The organism is Mesorhizobium sp. LjRoot246 (assembly GCF_964254115.1).
Taxonomy (GTDB): Bacteria; Pseudomonadota; Alphaproteobacteria; order Rhizobiales; family Rhizobiaceae; genus Mesorhizobium.
This window is the reverse complement of record NZ_CAXUSN020000001.1, coordinates 1863070-1884053: the sequence shown is the minus strand read 5'-3', so window position 1 is coordinate 1884053 and position 20984 is coordinate 1863070. Positions and strand designations below refer to the sequence as shown.

Below are 20984 nucleotides of genomic sequence, written 5' to 3'. Positions count from 1 at the left end.
CGTAACAAAACTGACATCACCGCGACATGGCAGGTTCATGTGGCTGCGTTAGGCGAGAGCCTGACGATCAATGGTCCGGACTGGAACCTGCCCCCATGCCAGCAAATTCCGCCACGCTCGAAATCCGCGGTGTCACCCGACGATTTGGCAAGAACACCGCCGTCAGCGACATCAACATCGCGATCCCACAGGGTCAGATGGTTGGCATTATCGGCCGTTCGGGCGCCGGCAAATCGACCCTTCTTCGCATGATCAACCGTCTCATCGATCCCAGCCAGGGGTCGATTTTTTTTGACGGCGCCGAGGTTTCCCAGTTGCGTGGCTCGCCGCTGCGGCGCTGGCAGCGCGACTGCGCCATGATCTTCCAGCAGTTCAACCTGGTGCCGCGCCTCGACGTGCTGACCAATGTGCTGCTCGGCAAGCTGAACCACCGTTCGACCATCACCAACCTGTTCGGCATGTTCTCCCGCGCCGAATGCGCCGAGGCGGTCGCGGCACTCGAGCGGCTCGATATTGCCCGCACCGCGTTGCAGCCCGCCGGCACCTTGTCGGGCGGTCAGCAGCAACGCGTTGCAATTGCCCGCGCCATGATGCAGCAGCCCAGAGTGATCCTCGCCGACGAGCCGATCGCCTCGCTCGACCCGCTCAACGCCAAGGTGGTGATGGATTCGCTGCAGGACATCAATTTGCGCGAAGGCATCACCGTCGTCACCAATCTGCACACGCTGGATACCGCCCGAACCTATTGCAACCGCATCATCGGCATGGCCGCCGGCAAGGTCGTCTTCGACGGCCCGCCGGAAGAGCTCAACCGCGAGGCCGTGCGTCTCGTCTATGGCGCCGACAGCAATGGCCAGGAAATCTCCGAGGCCATCACCTCGACCAGCGTTGCCTTCAGCCGAAAGATCGCCGCATCCGCCGGACCGCTCGAGCCCGCATTCCCGGGGTACTGAGTCCATGATCCCGAAAAGTGGAAACCGGTTTTCGGGAAAGATCATGGACCCAGAAAGAGCGGCCTGGATCGCCTGCCCGCGTCAAGGGCACCTGTCAAAATCGATAACGCTGCCGGCGCGGGGCCGGAACCTACAGGAGAGATAACAGATGTTCAGGAAGATGGTTTTTGGCGCCGTTTCGGTGCTCGCCATGGCGACCAGCATGGCCCACGCCGCCGACATGAAGGAATTTCGCGTCGGCATTCTCGGCGGTGAAAACGAAACCGACCGGCTGCGCAACTACCAGTGCCTCGCCGACCATTTGAAGACCGAATTCGGCTTCGAAAAGGTCTCGCTGTTCCCCGCCGCCGACTATGACGGCGTCATCCAGGGCCTGCTCGGCGGTACGCTCGACTTCGCCGAACTCGGCGCTTCCGGCTACGCCAGCGTCGCTCTCAAGGACCCGAAGGCGGTCACTCCGATCCTCACCACCCAGCAGACCGACGGCGCCACCGGCTATTATTCGATCGGCCTGGCGCTGAAATCCTCCGGCATCACCGACATCAAGTCGGCCAAGGGCAAGAAGCTCGGCTACGCCGATCCGGATTCAACCTCCGGCTATCTGATCCCGCTCACCCAGATTCCGAAGGACACCGGCGCTTCGAACGAAACCTTCTTCGCTTCGACCCAGTTCAACGGCGGCCACGAGAACAACGTTCTGGCCGTGCGCGACGGCAAGGTCGACGTGGCGGTCGACGATTCCTCCGGCATCGGCGACTTCAAGGACGGCTACACCTCCGGCACCTTCCACAAGGAAGTCGCCAAGGGCGCCGTCGACCCCAACGACTTCGTCGAAGTCTGGCGCTCGGGCCTGATCCCGAACGGCCCGCTGGTCGTGCGCACCGCGCTCGGGGACGAGATGACCGCCAAGCTCACCGACTTCTTCACGCAGCTGCCCAAGAAGGACAAGGCTTGCTTCGAAGGCGTCGAGGGCGGCGATTTTACCGGCTACGTCCCGGTGAAGGCAGACTTCTACAACGTCATCGTCGAAGCCCGTAAGGCAGCCATCGGCGGCTAACGGCAGAAACCAGGAAGGGCGGCGTCCAGAAAACGCCGCCCTTCTTGCATGTCCGATCATGACCCTTTCCGTGACAGCCCCTCCCGGCGCCACTCACCAGATGGCCGACGCCTGGCGTCGCCAGACGTCCTTGCGCCGGCTCTACACTGCTATCGGTGTCGGCCTGCTCATTCTCGCGCTCGGCAGCACCATGTGGTTCGCCGACGAGGCCAATGCCGGACATTTCTTCGACCGGCTACCGCATTTGCTGGATTTCCTGAGCTGGCTCGTCCCGAAGGACTGGAACGATGTCTGGCGGGCGATGTTCGATATCGCCTCCCCGCACGACACCGGCACCCAGGAATTCAACTTTCCGCTTGGCCGCGCCTATGTCTGGGGCAGCTTCTATATCCCTGAATATTTCGAACTGATGCTGACCACGCTCAACGTGGCGCTGGTCTCGACCTTCATCGGCTTCGTCTTCGCCGTGCCGTTTTCTTTCATCGCGGCGCGCAACCTGACGCCGCATCCGGTGCTGCGGCTGATCGTCAAGCGCTTCATGGAACTGCTGCGCGCCTTTCCCGAGATCGTCATCGCCGGCCTGTTCGCGGCCATCGTCTCGATCGGCCCGATTGCCGCCATCATCGCCATCGGCCTGCATTCGATCGGCGCGCTGGGCAAATTGTTTTACGAGATCAACGAGAACATCGACATGCGCGCCGAAGAGGGCCTAAGGGCGGTCGGCGCCAACTGGTTCGAGCGGGTTCGCTTTGCCGGCCTGCCGCAGGTGCTGCCCAACTTCATGTCCTACACGCTGCTGCGCGTGGAGATAAACGTGCGCATTTCCACCATCATGGGCGCGGTCGGCGGCGGCGGTATCGGCGAGGAACTGAAGCTGTCCATCTCGCGCGGCTTCGGCGCCAAGACGATAGCTCTGGTGCTGCTCCTCTTCACGACGATCTTCATCGTCGACCAATTCTCCGCCTGGCTGCGCCGCAAGCTGGTCGGCGAGCAAGCATTTGCGATGGGAGCATGATCATGGCTGCCATGACCGCCGAGGAAATCCGGTCTATCGAGGAGCGCTTCCCGCAAGTGTTCCGGCGGCCGTTCCAAAAACGCTTCGGGCCGCTGCTGCTGCTTGGCGGCATCTTTTTCTACCTGCTCTACGCGCTGTGGTTCTTCAACCTGCCGCAGGTCATGCGGGAATCGCACTGGGAGCGCCTGCCGCTGTTTCTGACCCAGTGGATCAGCTACGACGTGCAGCCGATCTTCCGCCTCGATGAGCCGCGGATCACCGCCAAATATCCACGCTTCTCGGTGCTCGGCCCGAATCCAGATCCGGACTGGGTCAAGACCAATGCAGACGGTTCGGTGACGATCCTGATCGACGGCGCCGCCAAGTCGATCACCTTCACCAAGACGCAAGCGACGATCATTGCCAACGGCGAGACCGTTGCGGTCGGGCTGGCCACCGGCAAGCCGCTGATCTCCGGACCGGTTCCCGGCTGGATCACCGCGCATGAGGATGAGGTCGTCGCCGACATGGGCTTTGCCGGCGAGGCCCGCGTCGCCGTCGACCGCGTCAGGATCCGCAAGCGTTTTCTCGGCTGGGCAAACTTCGTCTTCGACACGCGCTCGCCCTTCTTCGGGAAGTCGGCAAGCGAAGTTGCTTCGCTGATCGTCTCCGGGCCTGAACTCAAACCGGGCACGTCCAATCTGGCGCTGGCCGGCGACAACATCTGGAACAACGCCCAGTGGCAGCATGGCGATGTCTGGACGAAACTCTTGCAGACCATCGTCATGGCCTTTCTCGGCACCATGCTGGGCGGCATCGTTGCCTTCCCGCTGGCTTTCTTCGCCGCCCGCAACATCACGCCCAGCCGGCTGGTCAACCAGGTGCTCAAGCGCTTCTTCGACTTCATGCGCTCCATCGACATGCTGATCTGGGCGCTGTTCTTCACCCGCGCCTTCGGGCCGGGACCATTGGCGGGCAGTGCGGCGATCTTCTTCACCGAGGTCGGCACGCTCGGCAAAACCTATTCCGAGGCGTTGGAGAACATCGACGACAAACCGCGCGAGGGCGTCGTCTCCACGGGCGCCAACGGCCTTCTGGTGCAGCGCTACGGCGTGCTGCCGGAAGTGGTGCCGGTGTTCATCAGCCAGACGCTCTATCAGTGGGAATCCAACACCCGCGGCGCGACCATCATCGGCGCTGTCGGCGCCGGCGGTATCGGCCTGAAACTGTGGGAAGCAATGCGCACCAACTCCAACTGGGCCAACGTCTTCTACATGGTGCTGCTGATCCTGCTCGTCGTCTTCATCTTCGACAACATTTCCAATTTCCTGCGCCGCCGGTTGAGCCAGACCATCCACGATTACAACAGGATCCAGGCAGAGCAGGGGTAGGCACCGCGAAGTAGAATCTTCGCCAGCTGTCGGCAGGACAGAGGGGGGCGCGAAGGATCGCAAGCGCTCGTCAGACGGCGCCTAAGCCGCCTTCCTCCACCCATCCCTGATATGCTTGTACCCCTCCCGGTACACCGCTTCCGGCGTTTCGGAAAAATCACGCCACACCTTGGTCGCCGCCGCCAGGTCCTTGAGCGAGCGGCCGAACGCCTCGATCGTCAGCCAGTCGTCATAGCCGCTCTTGCGGATGGCGGAAAAAGTTTCCTTCCAGGGAATGTTGCCGCGCCCCGGCACGCCGCGATCGTTCTCCGAGATGTGGATGTGCACGACATTCCGGCGGTGTTTTGTGTAGGCGCCGATCGGGTCGGCCTCCTCGATATTGGCATGGAAGGTATCGTACATCGCCTTGATGTGCGGTCGGTCGATGACGTCGACATGCTCGGACAGGTCAGCCATCGTGTTGAAGAGATAGCATTCGAAGCGGTTCAACGCCTCGAGCCCGATGGTGACCCCTTTCTTGCCGGCATGGTCGCCGATGGCGCGTTGCGAGCCGACCGAGCGCTTTTTCTCGGCGGCCGTCGGCCCGGAGCCAGAAAAGGCGCCGAGCGTCGAATGCAACGGGCCGCTCAGCGTGTTGGCGCCAAGTGCATTGGCGCAGTCGATCGCCCATTTCATATAGTCGACACCGGCCTTGCGCGTTGCGGCATCGGCCGAGATCAAATTCATCGCCGGATCGCCCATCGCCGAAACCGCGGTCCGCTCCAGCCCGATGCGGTCGAGCAGATCACCGAGCTTTTTATAGTCGTCCGGCGTGCCGGCGAAGATCGGTATCTCGACACCATCGAAGCCGGTGGCCTTGATATCCCTGAGCAACGGCTCGTGCTTCTTCGACACCGCCGTCGTCCACAAGAACATGCACATGCCGATTTTCATCGATGCCCTCCCCATCTGATGGCACGTGTTGGCTGTTCCCGCCAGCTTCGCGCAAAGTCCCCCTCATCCGGCCGCTTCGCGGCCACCTTCTCCCCGAGGGGAGAAGAGACTTAGCGTCGGCGCCAGCACCTCCTCTCCCCTCGGGGAGAGGTCGGAGCGCCCCGAATTGCTCTTCGCAATTCGGCTGGCAATCCGGGTGAGGGGGCCTTCGTTACCTGCCGCGCGACTAAAGCTTCGTCCACGCCCCATTCTTCTTCGACGATTTCACGCAGGCCTCGATGAAGGCCATGCCTTCGACACCGTCGTGAATGGTCGGGAAGACGACATCCTTTGCCGGCTTGCCGCCCTTGCGGCGTGCCGCACGGATGGCGCGGGCCGCTTCCTGGTAGATGTTGGCGAAACCTTCGAGATAGCCCTCGGGATGGCCCGACGGCACGCGGCTGACACGGCCTGCCACCGGCAGCGCGCCGGCGCCGTTGCGGGTGATCAACTGCTTCGGTTGGCCGAACGGCGTGTACCAGAGATAATTCGGGTCGGCCTGCACCCATTCCAGCCCGCCCTTCGAGCCATAGATGCGCAGCTTCAGCCCATTCTCGTGGCCCGGCGCAACCTGGCTTGCCCAGATCATGCCCTTTGCCGGATGCGTCTTACCCGTCGGCTTGAAGCGCAGCATGACGTTGACGTTGTCATCGAGCAGCCGCCCCGGCACGAAGGCGTCGAGATCGGCCGACAGGGAATCCAGCTCCAGCCCGGAGACGAAGCGGGCGAGGTTGTAGGCATGCGTGCCGATATCGCCCAGCGCGCCGCCGGCGCCTGCCTGCTTAGGGTCGGAGCGCCACGCTGCCTGCTTCTGGCCTGTCGCCGCCAAATCCTCGGTCAGCCAGTCCTGCGGATATTCGGACTGCACGATGCGGATGTCGCCGAGCACGCCCTTGGCGACCATCTCGCGCGCCTGCCGCACCATCGGATAGGCAGTGTAGTTGTGCGTCAGCACGAACACCTTGCCGGTCTTCTCGACCACGGCGGCAAGCTTCTTGGCCTCGGCCAGCGTCGTCGCCAGCGGCTTGTCGCAGATGACGTGGATGCCAGCTTCGAGGAAAGCCTTGGCCGCAGGTACGTGCACATTGTTCGGCGTGACAATGGCCACCGCCTCGATGCCGTCGGGCCGCTTGGCCTCGGCCTTGGCCATCTCGGCATAGGACGCGTAGCTGCGATCGGGATCGAGCCCAAGTTCGGCGGCCGATGCCTTGGCGCGCTCTGGATTCGCCGACAGCGCGCCGGCGACCAGCACGAAATCATTGTCCAGTCGCGCCGCGATCCGATGCACCGCGCCGATGAAGGCGCCTTGCCCGCCACCGACCATGCCATAGCGGATCGGGCCGCCTCCCGTTTCCGACTTCGATGCGCCGACCATGTTTCTGTCTCCCTCGTTGTTTCACCTCCCCCTTGAGGGGAGGTCGATCCGCGCAGCGGATCGGGTGGGGTCGCAAAGGCAGAGCTCGGCATGAACCGACCCCACCCGGCCCTTCGGGGCCACCCTCCCCTCGAGGGGGAGGGAAGATCGCGTTAAATTCCCATCATGTCGCGGAGCACCTTCTTATCGGTGGTGCCGCCGGCGAAATCGTCGAATGCCTTTTCCGTCACCCGGATGATGTGATGCTGGATGAAGGGCGCGCCTTCGGCAGCACCATCTTCCGGATGCTTCAGGCAGCACTCCCACTCCAGCACCGCCCAGGAATCATAATTGTGCTGCGTCAGCTTGGAAAAAATGCCGCTGAAATCCACCTGTCCGTCGCCCAGCGAACGGAACCGGCCGGCGCGGTTGGTCCAGCTCTGATAGCCGGAATAAACGCCTTGCCGGCCGGTTGGGTTGAACTCGGCGTCCTTGACGTGGAACGCCTTGATGCGCTCGTGATAGATGTCGATGAATTCGAGATAATCGAGTTGCTGCAGTAGGAAGTGTGACGGGTCGTAGTTGATGTTGCAGCGCTTGTGGCCGCCGACCGCGTCGAGGAACATCTCGAAAGTGGCGCCGTCGAAGACATCCTCGCCTGGATGGATCTCGTAGCCGACATCGACGCCATTGTCCTCATAGACATCGAGAATCGGCTTCCAGCGCTTGCCGAGTTCGGCGAAGGCTTCCTCGATCAGCCCGGCTGGCCGCTGCGGCCAAGGGTAGAGATAGGGAAAGGCCAGCGCTCCGGAGAAGGATACCGAAGCCTTGAGGCCAAGGTACTTCGATGCCTTGGCGCCGAACTCCATCTGTTCGACCGCCCATTTCTGCCGCGCCTTCGGATTGTTGTGCACCGACGCCGGCGCAAAGCCGTCGAACTGCGCATCATACGCCGGATGCACCGCAACCAACTGCCCCTGCAGATGCGTCGACAGTTCCGTGATCTCGACGCCGGCATCCGCGCAGATACCCTTCACCTCATCGCAATAGGCCTTGGAAGAGGCCGCCTTCTTGAGATCGAACAGCCGCGCGTCCCAGGTCGGGATCTGCACACCCTTGTAGCCGAGACCGGCCGCCCATTTGGTGATCGACGCCAGCGAGTTGAACGGCGCGGCATCGCCCGCGAACTGCGCCAGAAACAGTCCAGGACCCTTCATTGTCGTCGGCATCGGCATTCTCCCTCGTTTTTCTCGCGACCGAGCATAGCGCCGATTGGAAGCAGGGCCAGCCACTTTGGTCTTTTCGCATCGGGTGCTTTGAAAGCACCGCCATTCTGGTATTACCAAATGCGGGAATTTGGTCAAGCCTTGCCATACACCATCGAGTCCCGCCGGATATACGAGGAAGAGGTTTATATCCCAATATAATCAATGAAGTAATCTGCGCAAAAGGTCTCCAGAATGCACTTCTTGCCGTCCCGCAGAATTTGCTGTAGACCTCCCTTTAGGCCCAATTGGTCGAACCAGTTTGCAAGAAAAGCCTGGGGATGCCTTGGGGAGGAACCTTTGCGTCGCCTTTTGGCGATGCACGTCGCAGGCGAACCGTAGAGACGAACTGGGAAGGACAGGCCATGCATCTTTCGACGCACAACTGGATGCGCGCGGAACCTTTGGAGACGACGCTCAAGCGCATCAAGAAATTCGGCTATGAGTCGATCGAGATTTCCGGCGAGCCCGAGCAGTACAAGACCAAGGAGACGCGGGCGCTGTTGAAGGAGCACGGCATTCGCTGCTGGGGCGCGGTGACCCTGATGCTGGGCGAGCGCAATCTCGCCGCCAAAAACCAGGGCCAGCGCGAGCGCTCCGTTCAGTATGTAAAGGACGTGCTGACCATGGTCAGCGAACTCGACGGCGAGATCATCACGCTGGTTCCGGCAACGGTCGGCAAGGTCGTACCCGACGGTACCGAGGAAGAGGAATGGAAGTGGGTTGTCGACGCGACCCGTGAATGCTTCACCCATGCCAAGAAGGTCGGCGTCAAGATCGCTGTCGAGCCGCTCAATCGCTTCGAAACCTATCTGTTCAACCGCGGCGCCCAGGCGCTGGCGCTGGCCGACGCGGTCAGCCCCGAATGCGGCGTCTGCCTCGACGCCTACCACATCCACATGGAGGAATTTAACGTCTATGACGCGATCCGGCAGGTCGGAAAGCGCCTGTTCGATTTCCATGTCGCCGACAACAACCGCTTCGCCGCCGGTCTCGGCCAGATCGACTGGCCGAAGATCGTCGCCACCTTGCGGGAGGTCGGCTACGACGGCGCGCTGACCAACGAATTCGTCGCGCCCGTCGACCGGACGCCGGCTGCGCCCTATCCCGACATGGTCGAGCGCAATCCGGTCGATATTTCACCCGAACAGCTGAAGTTCATCCAGGACCACGGCTCCAGCGTGCTCACCGAGAAATTCTACACCGACCAGATGCGCATCAACGCCGAAACGTTGCTGCCACTGATCAAGTAGTCGACTGCCTCTGGGAAATTCGCCCTTCCGCCCTGACCGGTGGCAGGACTGGGGAAGAATATGCGCATCAAGACCGTCCAAGCCTGGTGGGTCCGCATTCCGATCGAAGCCGCTCGGCAGCACCGCAGCGACTTCGGTCAGGTGGCGACCTTCGACGCCGCCATCCTGCGCATCGAAACCGATGACGGGCTGGTCGGATGGGGTGAAGGCAAGAACGCTGCCGGCAGCGCCGGCAGTTACGGCGCGCTTGTCCACATGCTGAACCATGAGGTTGGCCCGCAGTTGATCGGCAGCGACCCGGCCGACATCGGCGTCATCTGGGAGATGCTCTACAACGGCGTGCGCCACGACAGCGCCGCGCGTGGCGGCCACGCCATGCCGCAGCTGGCGCGGCGCGGCATGAGCATCGCCGCCATCAGCGCCGTCGACATCGCGCTGTGGGACATTCTTGGCAAATCGCTTGGCGTTCCGGTCTGGCGGCTGCTCGGCGGCCGCAAGCTCGATCGCATGCCTGCCTACGCGTCCGGCGGCTGGGCAGCCGTCGACGCCATCGGCGAGCAGTTGAAATCCTATATCGCCAAGGGCGGCTTCAAGGCGCTGAAGATGCGGGTCGGCGCCATGGACGGCGCGGCTCACGTGTCTGCCGCCCGCGTGCGTGCCGCACGTCAGGCGCTCGGCCCCGATGTCGAGCTGATGGTCGACGCGCACGGCACCTATACAGTGGCCGAAGCCAAGCGCTTCATCCATCTCGTCAACGACCTCGACTTGGCCTGGTTCGAGGAACCTATCATCGCCGACGACAAGCCGGGCATGGCTGAAGTGCGGGCAAGTGGCGCCGTTCCGATCGCGACCGGCGAAAGCGAGGCGACACGCTACGCCTTCCGCGATCTTGCCGTGCTGAAAGCCGCCGACATCTTCCAGCCCGATCCGGCCTTCTGCGGCGGCATCAGCGAGGCGATGAAGATCGGCACCATCGCCAGCGCCTTCAATTTGCGCTTCGCGCCGCATCTGTGGGCTGGTGCGCCCTGTTTCTTCGCCGGGCTGCATGTCTGCGCCGCCTCGCCGTCGAGTTTCACCGTCGAATATTCGCTCGGCGCCAACCCGATGATCCATGATCTGGTCGAAGAGACTGTCGAAGCCAGGGACGGTATGATAGCGATCCCGGAAAAGCCGGGGCTGGGATTCACCATTTCGGAGCGGTTCCTGGAGGCGCACGCGCAACGCGGTTGACGATGAAAGAAAAGAACCTTCTCGCGGAACTCGCAGCCTACCTGTTCTCCCATTCGGACAAGGAGAGCGGCCGAACGCCTTCGGAACGCGAACTGGCGGAGCATTTCGCTGTCAGCCGCGGTCAGATCCGCGAGGCTCTCGCCATCCTGGAGGCGATGCGCATCGTCGAGCGCCGGGCAAAGTCCGGCATCTACATCGACACCAAGCAGGCCAGTGTGGAAGCGATGGCGCTTTTTGCCCGCGCGGGCCTGCCGCTCGATCCGATCCAGATCTACGAGACGGTCGAACTGCGCAAGATCCATGAGATCAAGGCGGCCGAACTCGCCTGTTCGCGTGCCACCGAGGAGAATTTCGAGCGACTGCGCGAAATCCTGAAAGCTTCGGAAGAGCGCATCGCCGCGGGCGAAGGCCTCGCCAGGGAAGACCGTGAATTCCACCTTGAGATCGTGCGCGCCACCAAGAACAGCGTCTTCCACAATGTCTGCAGCGTCTACTACATGATGGGCGAGCAGCGCCTGCCTATCTATTTCAACGACCCGGAGCGCAATGTGCGCTCGCATGCCGAGCACATCCAGATCTATGAGGCGCTGCTGCGCCGCGACGGCAATCTCGCCCAGGCGTTGATGAGCGCTCATTTGCAAGGCGCGGAGAGCTACTGGAAGGGCCTGATCGAAGGCCATGGCGAGGAGCCGCAGAGCCCGGCGCTCGAAAGCGCCTGACAGATATGGCCCGGATCCTCACGACCCACCCTCTGCACCCGCGCGCCTCGGCCATGCTGGCCGGCGCCGGAGAACTCGTCGTCGCCTCCGCCATCGATCCAGCCACGCTGGCCACCGAGGCCAGCAATGCCGACATCGTCATCGTGCGTGCGCCGCTGCCGCCGGCGCTGTTCGAAGGTGCTTGGAAGCTGCGAGCGGCGATCCGCCATGGCGCCGGGCTCGACATGATCCCGATGGAAGCAGCGACCACCGCCGGCGTGCTGGTGGCGAACGTGCCGGCGGTCAATGCCCGCTCGGTTGCTGAGCATGTCATGTTCACCGCGCTTGCGTTGCTCCGGCAATTCCGCAGGGTCGACCGCGACCTGCGCGGCAAAGGCTGGCTTGCCGGCCGCGAGCACGCCAATGCCAACAGTGAGCTTGCCGGCAAGACAATCGGCATCGTCGGCCTCGGCGCCGTCGGCCAGGCGGTCGGCCATATCGCCGCGCACGGCTTCGACCTGAAGGTGGTGGCGACGACGCGCAGCATGCAGCCGGCCCCCGACAAGGTCGGTTTCCTGTCGATCGACGCCTTGGTCGAGCAGAGCGACATCATCGTTCTGTGTTGTCCGCTGACACCGGAAACGCGCGGTCTGATCAGCCGTGAGCGGATCGCGCGCATGAAACCGCATGCGCTGCTGATCAACGTGTCACGCGGGCCGGTCATCGATGACGACGCCCTGATCGAAGCCTTGCGGAAACGCCGGATCGGCGGTGCAGCGCTCGATGTGTTTTCGACGCAACCGCTGCCGCTAAATCATCCTTATTTCGGCTTCGACAATGTCATCATCACTCCGCACATGGCCGGCATCACCGAGGAATCGATGATGCGCATGGGCGTCGGCGCGGCAGGCGAAGCGTTGCTGGTGCTGGCGGGCAAACTGCCGGTCAATCTGCGCAATCCCGAAGTGGTCGATCATTACCGGCGGCGGTTTCCGGCGAGCGTGTAGCACATCGCGGTTTCGCCCCATTTCTCGGTGACGCTGAACCCATGTTCACGCTTCGCTTTGCATCTCTGGTTGTTGCTTCTTCGATCTGCGCCTCTTCGTCGCTGGCTGCGGCTGAAAGCAGCTATGTCTATTGCGACAACGGGCTGCGCTGCTTCAAGGCGCCGTGCCCGTCGAACAGCGTGCTCGATCTTGCCACCGGAACGATCATCAAGGGCGTGTCGATCGACCCCAGCGGATTGCCGCAGGCCGACAAGGCGATAACGGATCTTTCCGACGCGCTCTATGCCGGAAAGATCGTCGTCAGAGGCTCGATCAAGCACCGCACCCAGACAATCACCGGCAAGGAGTACGATCTTCCCTGGCTGGTCGCCACCCGCATCGTACGCACCGCCAAGGACAGCGAACGCAAGCACTGTTCGTCGCGCTGATACTCCAGTCCAACCTAGGTCACGCGCCGAGCAGCGATTCTATTTCAGCGGCAATCCGCAGCAGACGCCGGTCATGCCCGTTGCGCGCCACCAGCATCAATCCGGCAGGCAGGACCGTGCCCGGCATCGGCAGCGAGATCGCGCAGAGATCGAACTGGTTGGCGACCTGCGTGTTGCGCAGCAGCAGGCCTTCGGTGCGGTCGCGCAGGTCGGCATCCCTGGTCATCGAAACGATGGTCGGCGCCGTTACCGGTGTGGTCGGCAGAACCAGCACATCGACCGATGCCAGGCGTTCATCCATGGCGGCCGCAAGTGCTGCACGACGGCGCATCGCCCTGATGTAGACCGGCGTCGGCAGCATGGCTGCCCGCGATAGGGGTCCGGTAACATGCGGGTCGACCGGCGCAGATGCCCCTGTTGCCAACCAGTCCGCATGGATTTCTGCCCCTTCCATCGCAGCGATCGAGCCACGCTTGGTCGCCGTGCGCATGTCGCCAAGCAGGTCGTCGATCGACTGGTCCGCGACCCATGCGCCCGCCTGCTCGATCTTGCCAAGGCAGCGGTCGAACGCAGTCGCCACCTCGCCCTCCGTCTCTTCGAAAAGGACGCCGTGCGGAATGCCCAGGCGAAGCCCTGCAAGGGCAATCGGCGCCAGCGCGGTCGGCACCTCGCCGGCCATCACAACGTCGGCATCGGCACACTGGGCGACGGTTCGGGCAAGCGGCCCGATCGAGTCCAGCGTGGCGGACAGTGGGAACGCCCCAGCGAGCGGCACGCGCCGCGCCGTCGGCTTGAAGCCGACGACGCCGTTGAGCGATGCCGGTATGCGCACCGAACCGCCAGTATCGGAACCGATGGATATTTCGCTCGTCCCCTCGCCGACCGAAACGCCGGCACCAGAGGAGGAACCTCCCGGAATGCGACCGGCGTCCACGGCATTGCCGGGCGTGCCATAGTGCTGGTTGTCACCGATCGCGGTGAAGGCGAATTCGGTCATGTTGGTCTTGCCGACGATGACCGCGCCCGCCTGCCGCAGCCGGCTGACGATCACGGCATCGCGCAAGGCAGGCGCGGCGGTCTTGAGCATCAGCGAGCCGGCCGTGGTTGGCTCGCCGGCGACATCGAACAGATCCTTGACCGAGACGATGGTGCCGTCGAGCAGCCCGAGTGTTACGCCCGCGCGCTTGCGCGCATCGCTGGCATCGGCCGCAGCCCGTGCGGCTTCGGCATAGAGCTTCGTAAACACGCGTTCTTCGCCGGCACGAGCGGCGAGGCGCGCGAGGATGGCTTCCAAATGATCGCGGACTGATTGCATTTCGGTGTCGGACTCCGGACGCCTTGAACGTCCTTGGGTAACGGCCAGTGCATGGCTTGCCGAGACATAACCCGGCGCAGGCGGTTTTGCACCCTGTCGAATACGAGGAAAATCCGATGCTCTACAAAGGCAGCTGCCACTGCGGCAAGATCACGCTCGAATTTGAAGCTGAGTTGACCGGTGCTGTGCGATGCAATTGCTCGATCTGCTCGCGCAAAGGCGCCTTGTTGTGCGCCATCCCGCATGAGAGCCTGACGGTCTTGGCCTGGGGTGATGACTTGGGCACCTACACATTCGGCAACCATGCTACCGCCCATCGCTTCTGCCGCGGTTGCGGCATCCACCCCTTCGCCGAGGACGTCCGTGAAGGCGGTGAACGCAGCGCCTATGTCAACATCAACTGCGTCGCCGATCTCGATCCCTCGACCCTGTCGATCTCCGACTTCGACGGACGCTCGGCCTGATCCTGCGTATCAGTCATCAGGGCGATAGCGGCCCGAAAATCGAAATGATTTTCGGGCCGCTGTCGAAGTTGGCGATGGTGTCGGGCAGACTACTCGGCGCGCTTCGGGCCGCGCAGGAACACGACGATGGCCGCCAGCAGTGTCGCCGCGCCGCAATAGGCAAAGGCGCTGGCCACGCCGGCATGGTCGACCAGCAGGCCGCCAAAGACGGCACCGAGCGCAATCGCCACCTGGAACGTCGCCACCATCAAGCCGCCGGCGCTCTCGGCCTGATCGGGTGCTGCCCGCACCAGCCAGCCCTGCAGCCCGACCGGAACCGCGCCGAAGGCAAAGCCCCAGACCGCAACGGCAGTGGCGGCGACCATCGGCGAAGCGCCGAAAACCAGCATCGAGGCGGCGGCCAGCGCAATCAGCAGGGGCGCCAGCGCAACGGCCGCCTTAAGGCTGCGTTCAGCCAGGATGCCGCCGGCGACATTGCCGAAGAAGCCGCCTATGCCATAGGCCAGCAACACCAGCGAGATCGTCTCGATGTCGAGCACGGGGACCTTCTCCAGGAAGGGGCGGACATAGGTGAAGCCGGCAAAGTGTCCCGAAGCGACCAGCAGCACGACCAGCAGTGCCATCCTGATCGACGGACGCTCCAGCACGTCGAGCAAGGTGCGGAAGCTCGCCACACCCACGGGCGGCAATTTCGGAATAGTGGCCAGTTGCACCAGCAGTGCCAGGGCGGCAACCACAGTGGCGATCATGAAGGCCGTGCGCCAGCCCCAGATGTCGCCGACATAGGCGCCGACCGGCGCCGCGCAGACCGTCGCCAGCGAAACGCCGGTGAGGATGATCGACATGGCGCGCGGCATCAGCCGCATCGGCACCAGCCGCAGCGCCATCGCCGCCGACATCGCCCAGAAGCCGCCAAGTGCTACGCCGAGCACGACACGGGCAAGCAGAAGCACGGGCAGCGATGAGGCGAAGGTGGCCAGAAGGTTGGACAGGATCAGGAACACCGTCAGCATCCACATCACCAGCCTGCGATCCATACGCCTTGTGATGATGGCCATGGTGGGTGCGGCGATGGCGCCAACGATCGCGGTTGCCGTCACAGCCTGTCCGGCCACGCCCTCGCTGACGCCGAGATCGCGCGCCATCGGCGTCAGCAAGCTGGCGGGCAGGAATTCCGCGGTGACGAGCCCAAAAACGCCAAGCGCCAGCGAGACGACAGCACCCCAGGCCGGCTCGGTTCGTTCATCGGAATCCGCGGGGTTCAGAACAGTGGCGTCGATGACGCCTGTCGCGGGTTCGGCCATGGTCAGTCTCCGATTCGGTTGCAGCGCAGCATTTGGCTGCAATGCAACATAGGGAGTGACCGCCTGGAGTTTCCATGCTAGAAACCCCATCATGCTTGACCATTCGTCCAAAATTCCAATCACCGGCGACCCGCTCACCGACATTTTGCGCGGCTTGCGGCTCGATGGCGTCGAATATGGCCGCTTCGAACTGAAGGAGCCCTGGGGTATCCAGTTCCCGGCCCAGCCGGCGGCGCGGTTTCATTTCATCGGTCGCAGAGGCTGCTGGCTGAAGCAGCCATCCGGCGAATGGGTGGAACTCAACGCAGGCGATGCCATCCTGCTGCCGCGCGGTGCGGCCCATGTGCTGGCCAGCGAACCCGGCGCGCAGGTCTGGCCGATCCACGGCTACGAAGTCGAGGAGGTCTGCAAGGACGTCTACTGCATGTCGAACGAAGGCATGTCGGAATGCTGCCGGCCGGGAACCCTGTTGTTCTGCGCCAGCATGTACTTCAACATCGATGGCTTGCACCCCCTGCTCGGCATGATGCCGGATGTCATGCGCAGCCACGAACTCGAAGCCTACGAACCGGGCATTCCGCACCTGCTGGAAGCGATGGCGCGTGAAGTGACGATGGAGCGCGTCGGCTCCGGCGGCATCCTCGCGCGGCTGGCCGACGTGCTGGCCGCCACCGTCATCCGCTCATGGGTAGAACGCGGCTGCGGCGACGCGTCCGGCTGGATCGCAGCCGTCAGGGACCGGGAAATCGGCCGCGTCCTGGCCGCCATCCATCTCGAACCGAACCACGACTGGACGGTCGAATCGCTGGCCAGGATGATGGGCACTTCGCGATCGGGATTTGCCGAGCGTTTCGCCACCATCGTCGGCGAAACACCGGCAAGATATGTCACCCAGGTCAGGATGCATCAGGCGCGACAATGGCTGGTTCGCGACCGGATGAAGATCTCGGTCGTTGCCGCGCGTCTCGGCTATGAATCGGATGCCGCCTTCAGCCGCGCCTTCAAGCGCGTCATCGGCTCGGCGCCCAGCCACCTTCGCGCAGAGGAACAGGCTGGTATCCGCCAGGCCAGCTGACGCACAGGGCTCGGAACTCAGGTTAACAAAGGCAGCAGCCCAGTTCGGCGGTGTTGGCAGCTTTTGTACCGGTCGCGCTTCATGCCGATAGGAATTTTTTCTTGACTCGGTGAGGGCAGCTATGCTACATATTTGGCTATGGTGCTGATTTGCGCCAGTGACCCGCCGCACAGGCGGGTTTTTCGTTTGATGCTCCGTCAGCCAACGCGCCGGCGAAGGCTCCTAGGGAACCCGTTAACCCGAGTTCGTGGTTCTGCAGAGCCAAGCCAGTAGGAGGCCGGCGGTAAACCGGCTCGAAGAGGAGAACCAATGCCAAATCATCTGAAGGTCATCGCATTCGCCGCCATGCTTGTGGCTCCCGGGCGTGCCTTTGCCCTAGAGGACAGCTATCTGCCGGCCGACAAGGTTCCCTATGTCGCGGAAGTACCCGATCAGTCGCATCGCCTTGGCCCGTTGTGGGGCGCACGGGCCAAGGGTCCGGCAGGCACGTTGCTGAAGGTTCCCGGCAACTGGCGCGCGCCGGTCCATGCGCACACCGCGGATTATCGCGCTGTGGTCATAAAGGGGCTGTGGGCGCATTGGCAGATGGATGGCGGCGAGGCGACCAAGGTCGAGCTGCCTCCGGGATCCTACTGGACCCAGAAGGCCAATGAGATGCATGACGACGCCTGCGTCTCCGACACGGAATGCGTGATCCTGCTGATCAACGACACGCCTTACGAAACCTACTTCCAGAAATAGGCCGGGATGCGGCCTATGACGCGTGTCGCAAGCTGACGCCGCTGCCCTTGTCGAACAGCACCACCTTGTCCGGGTTCCAGGCGAAGCGCACTGCCTGCTCGATGGCGACATCGGTCCTGGCCGGCACGGTGGCGCGCAGCGTCGTATCGCCGATGCGCAGCGTCAGGATCTTTTCGACGCCATGGTTCTCGACATCGTGGACACGCGCCTCGACCGGCGCACCGCTCTCGAGATAGACGTCCTCGGGACGAACGCCGAAGACGAGCGGGCGACCATCGGTCGCCGCGCTCGCCTTGGCACCCCCCGAAAAAGGCAGTTCGAAGTTCAACGGCGCCATCACCGCGCGGCCGTTCACAAGCTTGCCGTCGATGAGGTTCATCGGCGGTGAACCGACGAAGCTCGCCACATAGGTGTCGCGCGGATTGTTGTAGATCTCGTGCGGTGTGCCCGTCTGGACGATACGGCCATGGTTGAGCACGCCGACCTTGTCGCCCATCGACATCGCCTCGATCTGGTCGTGGGTGACGAACAGGAAGGTGGCGCCGAGCTGCATTTGCAGATTCTTGAGTTCCGTGCGCAGCGCCTCGCGCAATTTCGCATCAAGCGCCGACAGCGGCTCGTCCATCAGGAACACGCGCGGCTTGCGCACGATGGCGCGGCCGATCGACACGCGCTGCATCTCGCCGCCTGACAGCCGGTCGGTCTTGCGGTCGAGCAGATGCTCGATCCGCAGCGTGCGGGCGGCGCGGTCGACGCGATCCTTGATCTCGGCGTCGGGCAGCCGGCGGATCTTCGGCTTCAGCGGGAATTCGAGGTTTTCGCGCACCGTATAGCGCGGATAGAGCGAGTATTGCTGCAGCACCAGCGCCACGTCGCGCTCGGCCGCCCCCCAGTCGGCGACGTCGACGCCGTCGATGAAGACCTGGCCTTCGCTAGGCTTTTCCAGCCCCGCGATCAGCCTCAGCGTCGTTGTCTTGCCGGCGCCCGTTTCGCCCAGCAGCACGAAAAACTCTCCATCGGCGATGTCGAGATCGAGTCCGGTAAGCGCAGTGTGGTTGCCGAAGGTCTTCGAAATGTTCTTGAGCTGGATATGGGCCATGTCTACCGTCTCGATTTCTTTTTCGAGGGCGTCTGCCCTCCGCTATGGCTCCGGGCGTTCGATTGTTCGAAAGGCCAAATCGTTGGCCTTTCGTGTCCTTCGGCCATCACAACCTCACGTCCAGCGACTTGCCGCTTGCCGTATCGAAGAAATGCGCCTGGGCCGGATCGATCCGGGCGAAAACTTTCTCGCCGGGGCCGCCGACGAAGCCGCTCTTGGTGCGTGCGCGCAGCATCTTGGAGCCGACCTTGAGGTCGACGATATCGAAGGAGCCGAGCGGCTCGACGATCTGCGTCTCGACCGGCAGGAACCCGGCGGCCGCGTCATGGCGGATGAGGACGCCTTCCGGCCGGATGCCAAGTGCCAGCTGGCCGCTGGCATGGCCGTTGAGCTTCGACAGCAGCGCCCGCGGGAACTCGAAGCCGGCAGCAGCCCCGCCGACGGTCACCGAGACCGAGGAAGCCGTCTCGGCGACCGCCGCGTCGGCGACATTCATCACCGGGCTGCCGACGAATTGCGCCACGAACAGGTTTGCCGGACGCGAATAGACCTCGTCGGGCGAACCGACCTGCTGCAGCACGCCTTCATGCATGATGACGATGCGGTCGGCGAGGCTCATCGCCTCGATCTGGTCGTGCGTGACATAGATGGTGGTCGAGCCCTGCTTGATGTGAAGCCGCTTGATCTCGGCCCGCATCTCCTCGCGCAGCTTGGCGTCGAGCGCGCCGATCGGTTCGTCCATCAGCATAGCCTTCGGCCGTCGCACCAGAGCCCGGCCGATGGCCACGCGCTGCATGTCTCCGCCCGAAAGCGCCGACGGCTTCTTGTCGAGCAGATCCAAGATCTGCAGCGTCTTGGCGACCGAACGCACTTCCGAGTCGATCTCGGCCTTGCTCTTGCGTGTGGCACGCAAGGGGAAGGCGATGTTCTCGTAGACGCTCATATGCGGATAGAGCGAGAACGACTGGAAGACCATGGCGATGTCGCGGTCGGCGGCTTTCAGATGCTGGATCGGTTTGCCGTCGATGAGGATGTCGCCCTCGTCGATCGTTTCCAGTCCGGCGACGGCACGCAAGGTCGTCGTCTTGCCGCAGCCCGACTGGCCGAGCAGAACGATGAACTCGTTGTCGTTGATCTTCAGGTTGAGGTCCTTGATGACCTGGACGGCACCGAAGAATTTCTGGACGCCGCGAAGTTCGATCTGGGTCAATGCTGCGCTCCCGGATTTCGCACCTGGCCGGTGCCGGCCTCTTCTTCCGGCGCGATCTTCGACGTGACGTTGAAGCCGATCAGCCCGATCAGGATGATGGTCAGGCCATAGGTGTGCAACAGCATGTTCCAGGGTTGGCACAGAGCGATGATGCCGAGCACCATCAGCACCTGGCTGCCGGGCTCCAGATATTTCTGATTGATGGCGCGAAAACTCATTTGCGGATCGCTCCGAAGGACATGCCGCGCAACAGATGGTTACGGAGCAGGAAGGTGAAGATGGCGACGGGGAGCAGGAACAGGAAGGTTCCAGCCGCGATCACCGACCAGTCCGGCAGGCCAGAGCCGACCTGGCTGGGGATGAAGGGCGGTGCTGTCTGGGCACGGCGGCTGGTCATGATCAGCGCGAAGGCATATTCGTTCCATGCCGTGATGAAGCAGAAGACGGCGGTGGCGGCGATGCCGGTTGCGGCCTCGGGCAGCACGATCTTGAAGAATGCCTCCATGCGCGTGTAGCCATCGACGAGGGCTGCCTCTTCATATTCCTTCGGGATCTCGTCCATGAAGCCTTTCATCAGCCAGACCGAGAAGGACAGGTTGAAGGCGGTGTAGAGGATGATCAGGCCGACATGGGTATCGTTGAGCCCGACCGCCCGGTACATCAGGAACATTGGGATGGCGACGACCACCGGCGGCAGCATGCGCGTCGACAGGATGAAGAAGAGCAGGTCCGCCTCCCCTTTCACCTTGAAGCGCGAGAAGCCGTAGGCGGTGAACGTGCCCATGCCGACCGCCAGCACCGTCGAGGTTATGGCCACGATCAACGAGTTCAGGAAGCGGCTTGGATATCCCGACCACTGCACCTGGCCCTTGCCGTCGCGCACAATCTTTTCGCCACCGTCGAAGACGACGCGCTCCCACCACGGGGCGGCCGCATACTCTTCCGGCGACGCCGGGTTGCGCATCTGTGAGCGCTTGGCGAACAGCTTGACGAAGGGCGATATTTCCGGCTGGAAGACGACCGTCGGCGGGATGGTGGTGGCGAGGTTACGCGGCTTGAACGCCGTCGAGGCGATCCAGTAGATCGGCGCCAGGAAGATGATCGTCACCAACAGGACGGCGACGATGGCGACACGGTTGAAGCCGATTTCGGAAGAAGTGCGGACGGCAGCCAT

21 protein-coding genes are annotated in these 20984 nt (G+C 63.1%); 12 read left to right on the top strand and 9 right to left on the bottom strand.

Annotated elements, in window-relative coordinates; genetic code table 11:
• Positions 1–95 precede the first annotated feature (95 nt).
• The 4 genes from phnC (at position 96) to phnE (ACSQ3L_RS09010) (ending at position 4395) form a co-directional block, all read left to right on the top strand.
• A complete protein-coding gene (gene phnC / locus ACSQ3L_RS09025; RefSeq protein WP_436159617.1) occupies positions 96–953 on the top strand; it encodes a phosphonate ABC transporter ATP-binding protein in 858 nt (285 codons plus the stop codon).
• Positions 954–1101: 148 nt separating this feature from the next.
• Positions 1102–2010 carry a phosphonate ABC transporter substrate-binding protein gene (phnD, locus tag ACSQ3L_RS09020; RefSeq protein ID WP_436159616.1) on the top strand — a complete coding sequence of 303 codons (909 nt, stop codon included), beginning with the start codon at positions 1102–1104 and terminating at the stop codon, positions 2008–2010.
• A 58-nt stretch (positions 2011–2068) separates the two neighbouring features.
• Positions 2069–3025: a phosphonate ABC transporter, permease protein PhnE gene (gene phnE, locus ACSQ3L_RS09015; protein ID WP_436159615.1), complete on the top strand. Its 957-nt coding sequence runs from the start codon at positions 2069–2071 to the stop codon at positions 3023–3025.
• A gap of 2 nt (positions 3026–3027) precedes the next feature.
• Entirely contained in the window at positions 3028–4395 is a 1368-nt protein-coding gene (gene phnE / locus ACSQ3L_RS09010) for a phosphonate ABC transporter, permease protein PhnE (RefSeq protein ID WP_436159614.1), read from the top strand.
• 81 nt (positions 4396–4476) lie between these two features.
• On the opposite strand, the gene ACSQ3L_RS09005 is transcribed toward phnE (ACSQ3L_RS09010), so the two are convergent.
• The 3 genes from ACSQ3L_RS09005 to ACSQ3L_RS08995 form a co-directional block, all read right to left on the bottom strand.
• Positions 4477–5328 (bottom strand): sugar phosphate isomerase/epimerase family protein, encoded by an 852-nt coding sequence (locus tag ACSQ3L_RS09005; RefSeq protein WP_436159613.1) that lies wholly within the window; start codon positions 5326–5328, stop codon positions 4477–4479.
• A 226-nt stretch (positions 5329–5554) separates the two neighbouring features.
• Positions 5555–6742 carry a Gfo/Idh/MocA family protein gene (locus tag ACSQ3L_RS09000; RefSeq protein ID WP_436159612.1) on the bottom strand — a complete coding sequence of 396 codons (1188 nt, stop codon included), beginning with the start codon at positions 6740–6742 and terminating at the stop codon, positions 5555–5557.
• A 152-nt stretch (positions 6743–6894) separates the two neighbouring features.
• Positions 6895–7950, bottom strand: coding sequence for a sugar phosphate isomerase/epimerase family protein (locus ACSQ3L_RS08995; protein WP_436159611.1), 1056 nt, complete (start codon positions 7948–7950; stop codon positions 6895–6897).
• Positions 7951–8351: 401 nt separating this feature from the next.
• Between ACSQ3L_RS08995 and ACSQ3L_RS08990 the strand changes: the two genes are divergently transcribed.
• Genes ACSQ3L_RS08990 through ACSQ3L_RS08970 form a run of 5 tightly spaced genes read left to right on the top strand, consistent with a single transcriptional unit; the run spans position 8352 to position 12602 of the window.
• Positions 8352–9239 carry a sugar phosphate isomerase/epimerase family protein gene (locus ACSQ3L_RS08990; RefSeq protein WP_436159610.1) on the top strand — a complete coding sequence of 296 codons (888 nt, stop codon included), beginning with the start codon at positions 8352–8354 and terminating at the stop codon, positions 9237–9239.
• A gap of 60 nt (positions 9240–9299) precedes the next feature.
• On the top strand, positions 9300–10469 hold the full coding sequence (locus tag ACSQ3L_RS08985) for a mandelate racemase/muconate lactonizing enzyme family protein (RefSeq protein WP_436159609.1): 1170 nt from the start codon (positions 9300–9302) through the stop codon (positions 10467–10469).
• Between the two features lie 2 nt (positions 10470–10471).
• Entirely contained in the window at positions 10472–11188 is a 717-nt protein-coding gene (locus tag ACSQ3L_RS08980; RefSeq protein ID WP_292177832.1) for a FadR/GntR family transcriptional regulator, read from the top strand.
• A 5-nt stretch (positions 11189–11193) separates the two neighbouring features.
• Complete coding sequence (locus ACSQ3L_RS08975; RefSeq protein ID WP_436159608.1) at positions 11194–12174, top strand: hydroxyacid dehydrogenase; 981 nt, start codon at positions 11194–11196, stop codon at positions 12172–12174.
• 41 nt (positions 12175–12215) lie between these two features.
• Positions 12216–12602 (top strand): hypothetical protein, encoded by a 387-nt coding sequence (locus ACSQ3L_RS08970; RefSeq protein ID WP_436159607.1) that lies wholly within the window; start codon positions 12216–12218, stop codon positions 12600–12602.
• 19 nt (positions 12603–12621) lie between these two features.
• Here the strand turns inward: ACSQ3L_RS08970 and ACSQ3L_RS08965 are convergent, their stop codons facing one another.
• Positions 12622–13917, bottom strand: a complete 1296-nt coding sequence (locus ACSQ3L_RS08965; protein ID WP_436159606.1) for an amidase — start codon at positions 13915–13917, stop codon at positions 12622–12624.
• 116 nt (positions 13918–14033) lie between these two features.
• On the opposite strand from ACSQ3L_RS08965, the gene ACSQ3L_RS08960 reads away from it, so the two are divergent.
• Positions 14034–14381: a GFA family protein gene (locus tag ACSQ3L_RS08960; protein WP_436159605.1), complete on the top strand. Its 348-nt coding sequence runs from the start codon at positions 14034–14036 to the stop codon at positions 14379–14381.
• Between the two features lie 89 nt (positions 14382–14470).
• Here ACSQ3L_RS08960 and ACSQ3L_RS08955 read toward each other — a convergent pair whose 3' ends face one another.
• Positions 14471–15685: an MFS transporter gene (locus ACSQ3L_RS08955; protein WP_436159604.1), complete on the bottom strand. Its 1215-nt coding sequence runs from the start codon at positions 15683–15685 to the stop codon at positions 14471–14473.
• A gap of 91 nt (positions 15686–15776) precedes the next feature.
• On the opposite strand from ACSQ3L_RS08955, the gene ACSQ3L_RS08950 reads away from it, so the two are divergent.
• Entirely contained in the window at positions 15777–16760 is a 984-nt protein-coding gene (locus tag ACSQ3L_RS08950; protein WP_436159603.1) for an AraC family transcriptional regulator, read from the top strand.
• Between the two features lie 309 nt (positions 16761–17069).
• Complete coding sequence (locus ACSQ3L_RS08945) at positions 17070–17501, top strand: DUF4437 domain-containing protein (protein ID WP_436159602.1); 432 nt, start codon at positions 17070–17072, stop codon at positions 17499–17501.
• A 13-nt stretch (positions 17502–17514) separates the two neighbouring features.
• On the opposite strand, the gene ACSQ3L_RS08940 is transcribed toward ACSQ3L_RS08945, so the two are convergent.
• From ACSQ3L_RS08940 to ACSQ3L_RS08925, 4 genes are all read right to left on the bottom strand, one after another.
• The gene (locus tag ACSQ3L_RS08940) at positions 17515–18600 is read right to left on the bottom strand and encodes an ABC transporter ATP-binding protein (protein ID WP_436159601.1); all 1086 of its coding nucleotides are present in this window, start codon (positions 18598–18600) and stop codon (positions 17515–17517) included.
• 106 nt (positions 18601–18706) lie between these two features.
• Entirely contained in the window at positions 18707–19810 is a 1104-nt protein-coding gene (locus tag ACSQ3L_RS08935; RefSeq protein WP_436159600.1) for an ABC transporter ATP-binding protein, read from the bottom strand.
• Entirely contained in the window at positions 19807–20028 is a 222-nt protein-coding gene (locus tag ACSQ3L_RS08930; RefSeq protein WP_352631829.1) for a hypothetical protein, read from the bottom strand. The genes ACSQ3L_RS08935 and ACSQ3L_RS08930 overlap by 4 nt, the downstream gene beginning before the upstream one ends.
• Positions 20025–20984 carry a carbohydrate ABC transporter permease gene (locus tag ACSQ3L_RS08925; RefSeq protein WP_436159599.1) on the bottom strand — a complete coding sequence of 320 codons (960 nt, stop codon included), beginning with the start codon at positions 20982–20984 and terminating at the stop codon, positions 20025–20027. The genes ACSQ3L_RS08930 and ACSQ3L_RS08925 overlap by 4 nt, the downstream gene beginning before the upstream one ends.

Bases quoted from the DNA above. Each gene is read 5' to 3' on its own strand.
- phnC (WP_436159617.1), top strand. From the start codon at position 96: ATGCCAGCAAATTCCGCCACGCTCGAAATCCGCGGTGTCACCCGACGA.
- phnD (WP_436159616.1), top strand. From the start codon at position 1,102: ATGTTCAGGAAGATGGTTTTTGGCGCCGTTTCGGTGCTCGCCATGGCG.
- phnE (WP_436159615.1), top strand. From the start codon at position 2,069: ATGACCCTTTCCGTGACAGCCCCTCCCGGCGCCACTCACCAGATGGCC.
- phnE (WP_436159614.1), top strand. From the start codon at position 3,028: ATGGCTGCCATGACCGCCGAGGAAATCCGGTCTATCGAGGAGCGCTTC.
- ACSQ3L_RS09005 (WP_436159613.1), bottom strand. From the start codon at position 5,328: ATGAAAATCGGCATGTGCATGTTCTTGTGGACGACGGCGGTGTCGAAG.
- ACSQ3L_RS09000 (WP_436159612.1), bottom strand. From the start codon at position 6,742: ATGGTCGGCGCATCGAAGTCGGAAACGGGAGGCGGCCCGATCCGCTAT.
- ACSQ3L_RS08995 (WP_436159611.1), bottom strand. From the start codon at position 7,950: ATGCCGACGACAATGAAGGGTCCTGGACTGTTTCTGGCGCAGTTCGCG.
- ACSQ3L_RS08990 (WP_436159610.1), top strand. From the start codon at position 8,352: ATGCATCTTTCGACGCACAACTGGATGCGCGCGGAACCTTTGGAGACG.
- ACSQ3L_RS08985 (WP_436159609.1), top strand. From the start codon at position 9,300: ATGCGCATCAAGACCGTCCAAGCCTGGTGGGTCCGCATTCCGATCGAA.
- ACSQ3L_RS08980 (WP_292177832.1), top strand. From the start codon at position 10,472: ATGAAAGAAAAGAACCTTCTCGCGGAACTCGCAGCCTACCTGTTCTCC.
- ACSQ3L_RS08975 (WP_436159608.1), top strand. From the start codon at position 11,194: ATGGCCCGGATCCTCACGACCCACCCTCTGCACCCGCGCGCCTCGGCC.
- ACSQ3L_RS08970 (WP_436159607.1), top strand. From the start codon at position 12,216: ATGTTCACGCTTCGCTTTGCATCTCTGGTTGTTGCTTCTTCGATCTGC.
- ACSQ3L_RS08965 (WP_436159606.1), bottom strand. From the start codon at position 13,917: ATGCAATCAGTCCGCGATCATTTGGAAGCCATCCTCGCGCGCCTCGCC.
- ACSQ3L_RS08960 (WP_436159605.1), top strand. From the start codon at position 14,034: ATGCTCTACAAAGGCAGCTGCCACTGCGGCAAGATCACGCTCGAATTT.
- ACSQ3L_RS08955 (WP_436159604.1), bottom strand. From the start codon at position 15,685: ATGGCCGAACCCGCGACAGGCGTCATCGACGCCACTGTTCTGAACCCC.
- ACSQ3L_RS08950 (WP_436159603.1), top strand. From the start codon at position 15,777: ATGCTTGACCATTCGTCCAAAATTCCAATCACCGGCGACCCGCTCACC.
- ACSQ3L_RS08945 (WP_436159602.1), top strand. From the start codon at position 17,070: ATGCCAAATCATCTGAAGGTCATCGCATTCGCCGCCATGCTTGTGGCT.
- ACSQ3L_RS08940 (WP_436159601.1), bottom strand. From the start codon at position 18,600: ATGGCCCATATCCAGCTCAAGAACATTTCGAAGACCTTCGGCAACCAC.
- ACSQ3L_RS08930 (WP_352631829.1), bottom strand. From the start codon at position 20,028: ATGAGTTTTCGCGCCATCAATCAGAAATATCTGGAGCCCGGCAGCCAG.
- ACSQ3L_RS08925 (WP_436159599.1), bottom strand. From the start codon at position 20,984: ATGGCTGCCGTCCGCACTTCTTCCGAAATCGGCTTCAACCGTGTCGCC.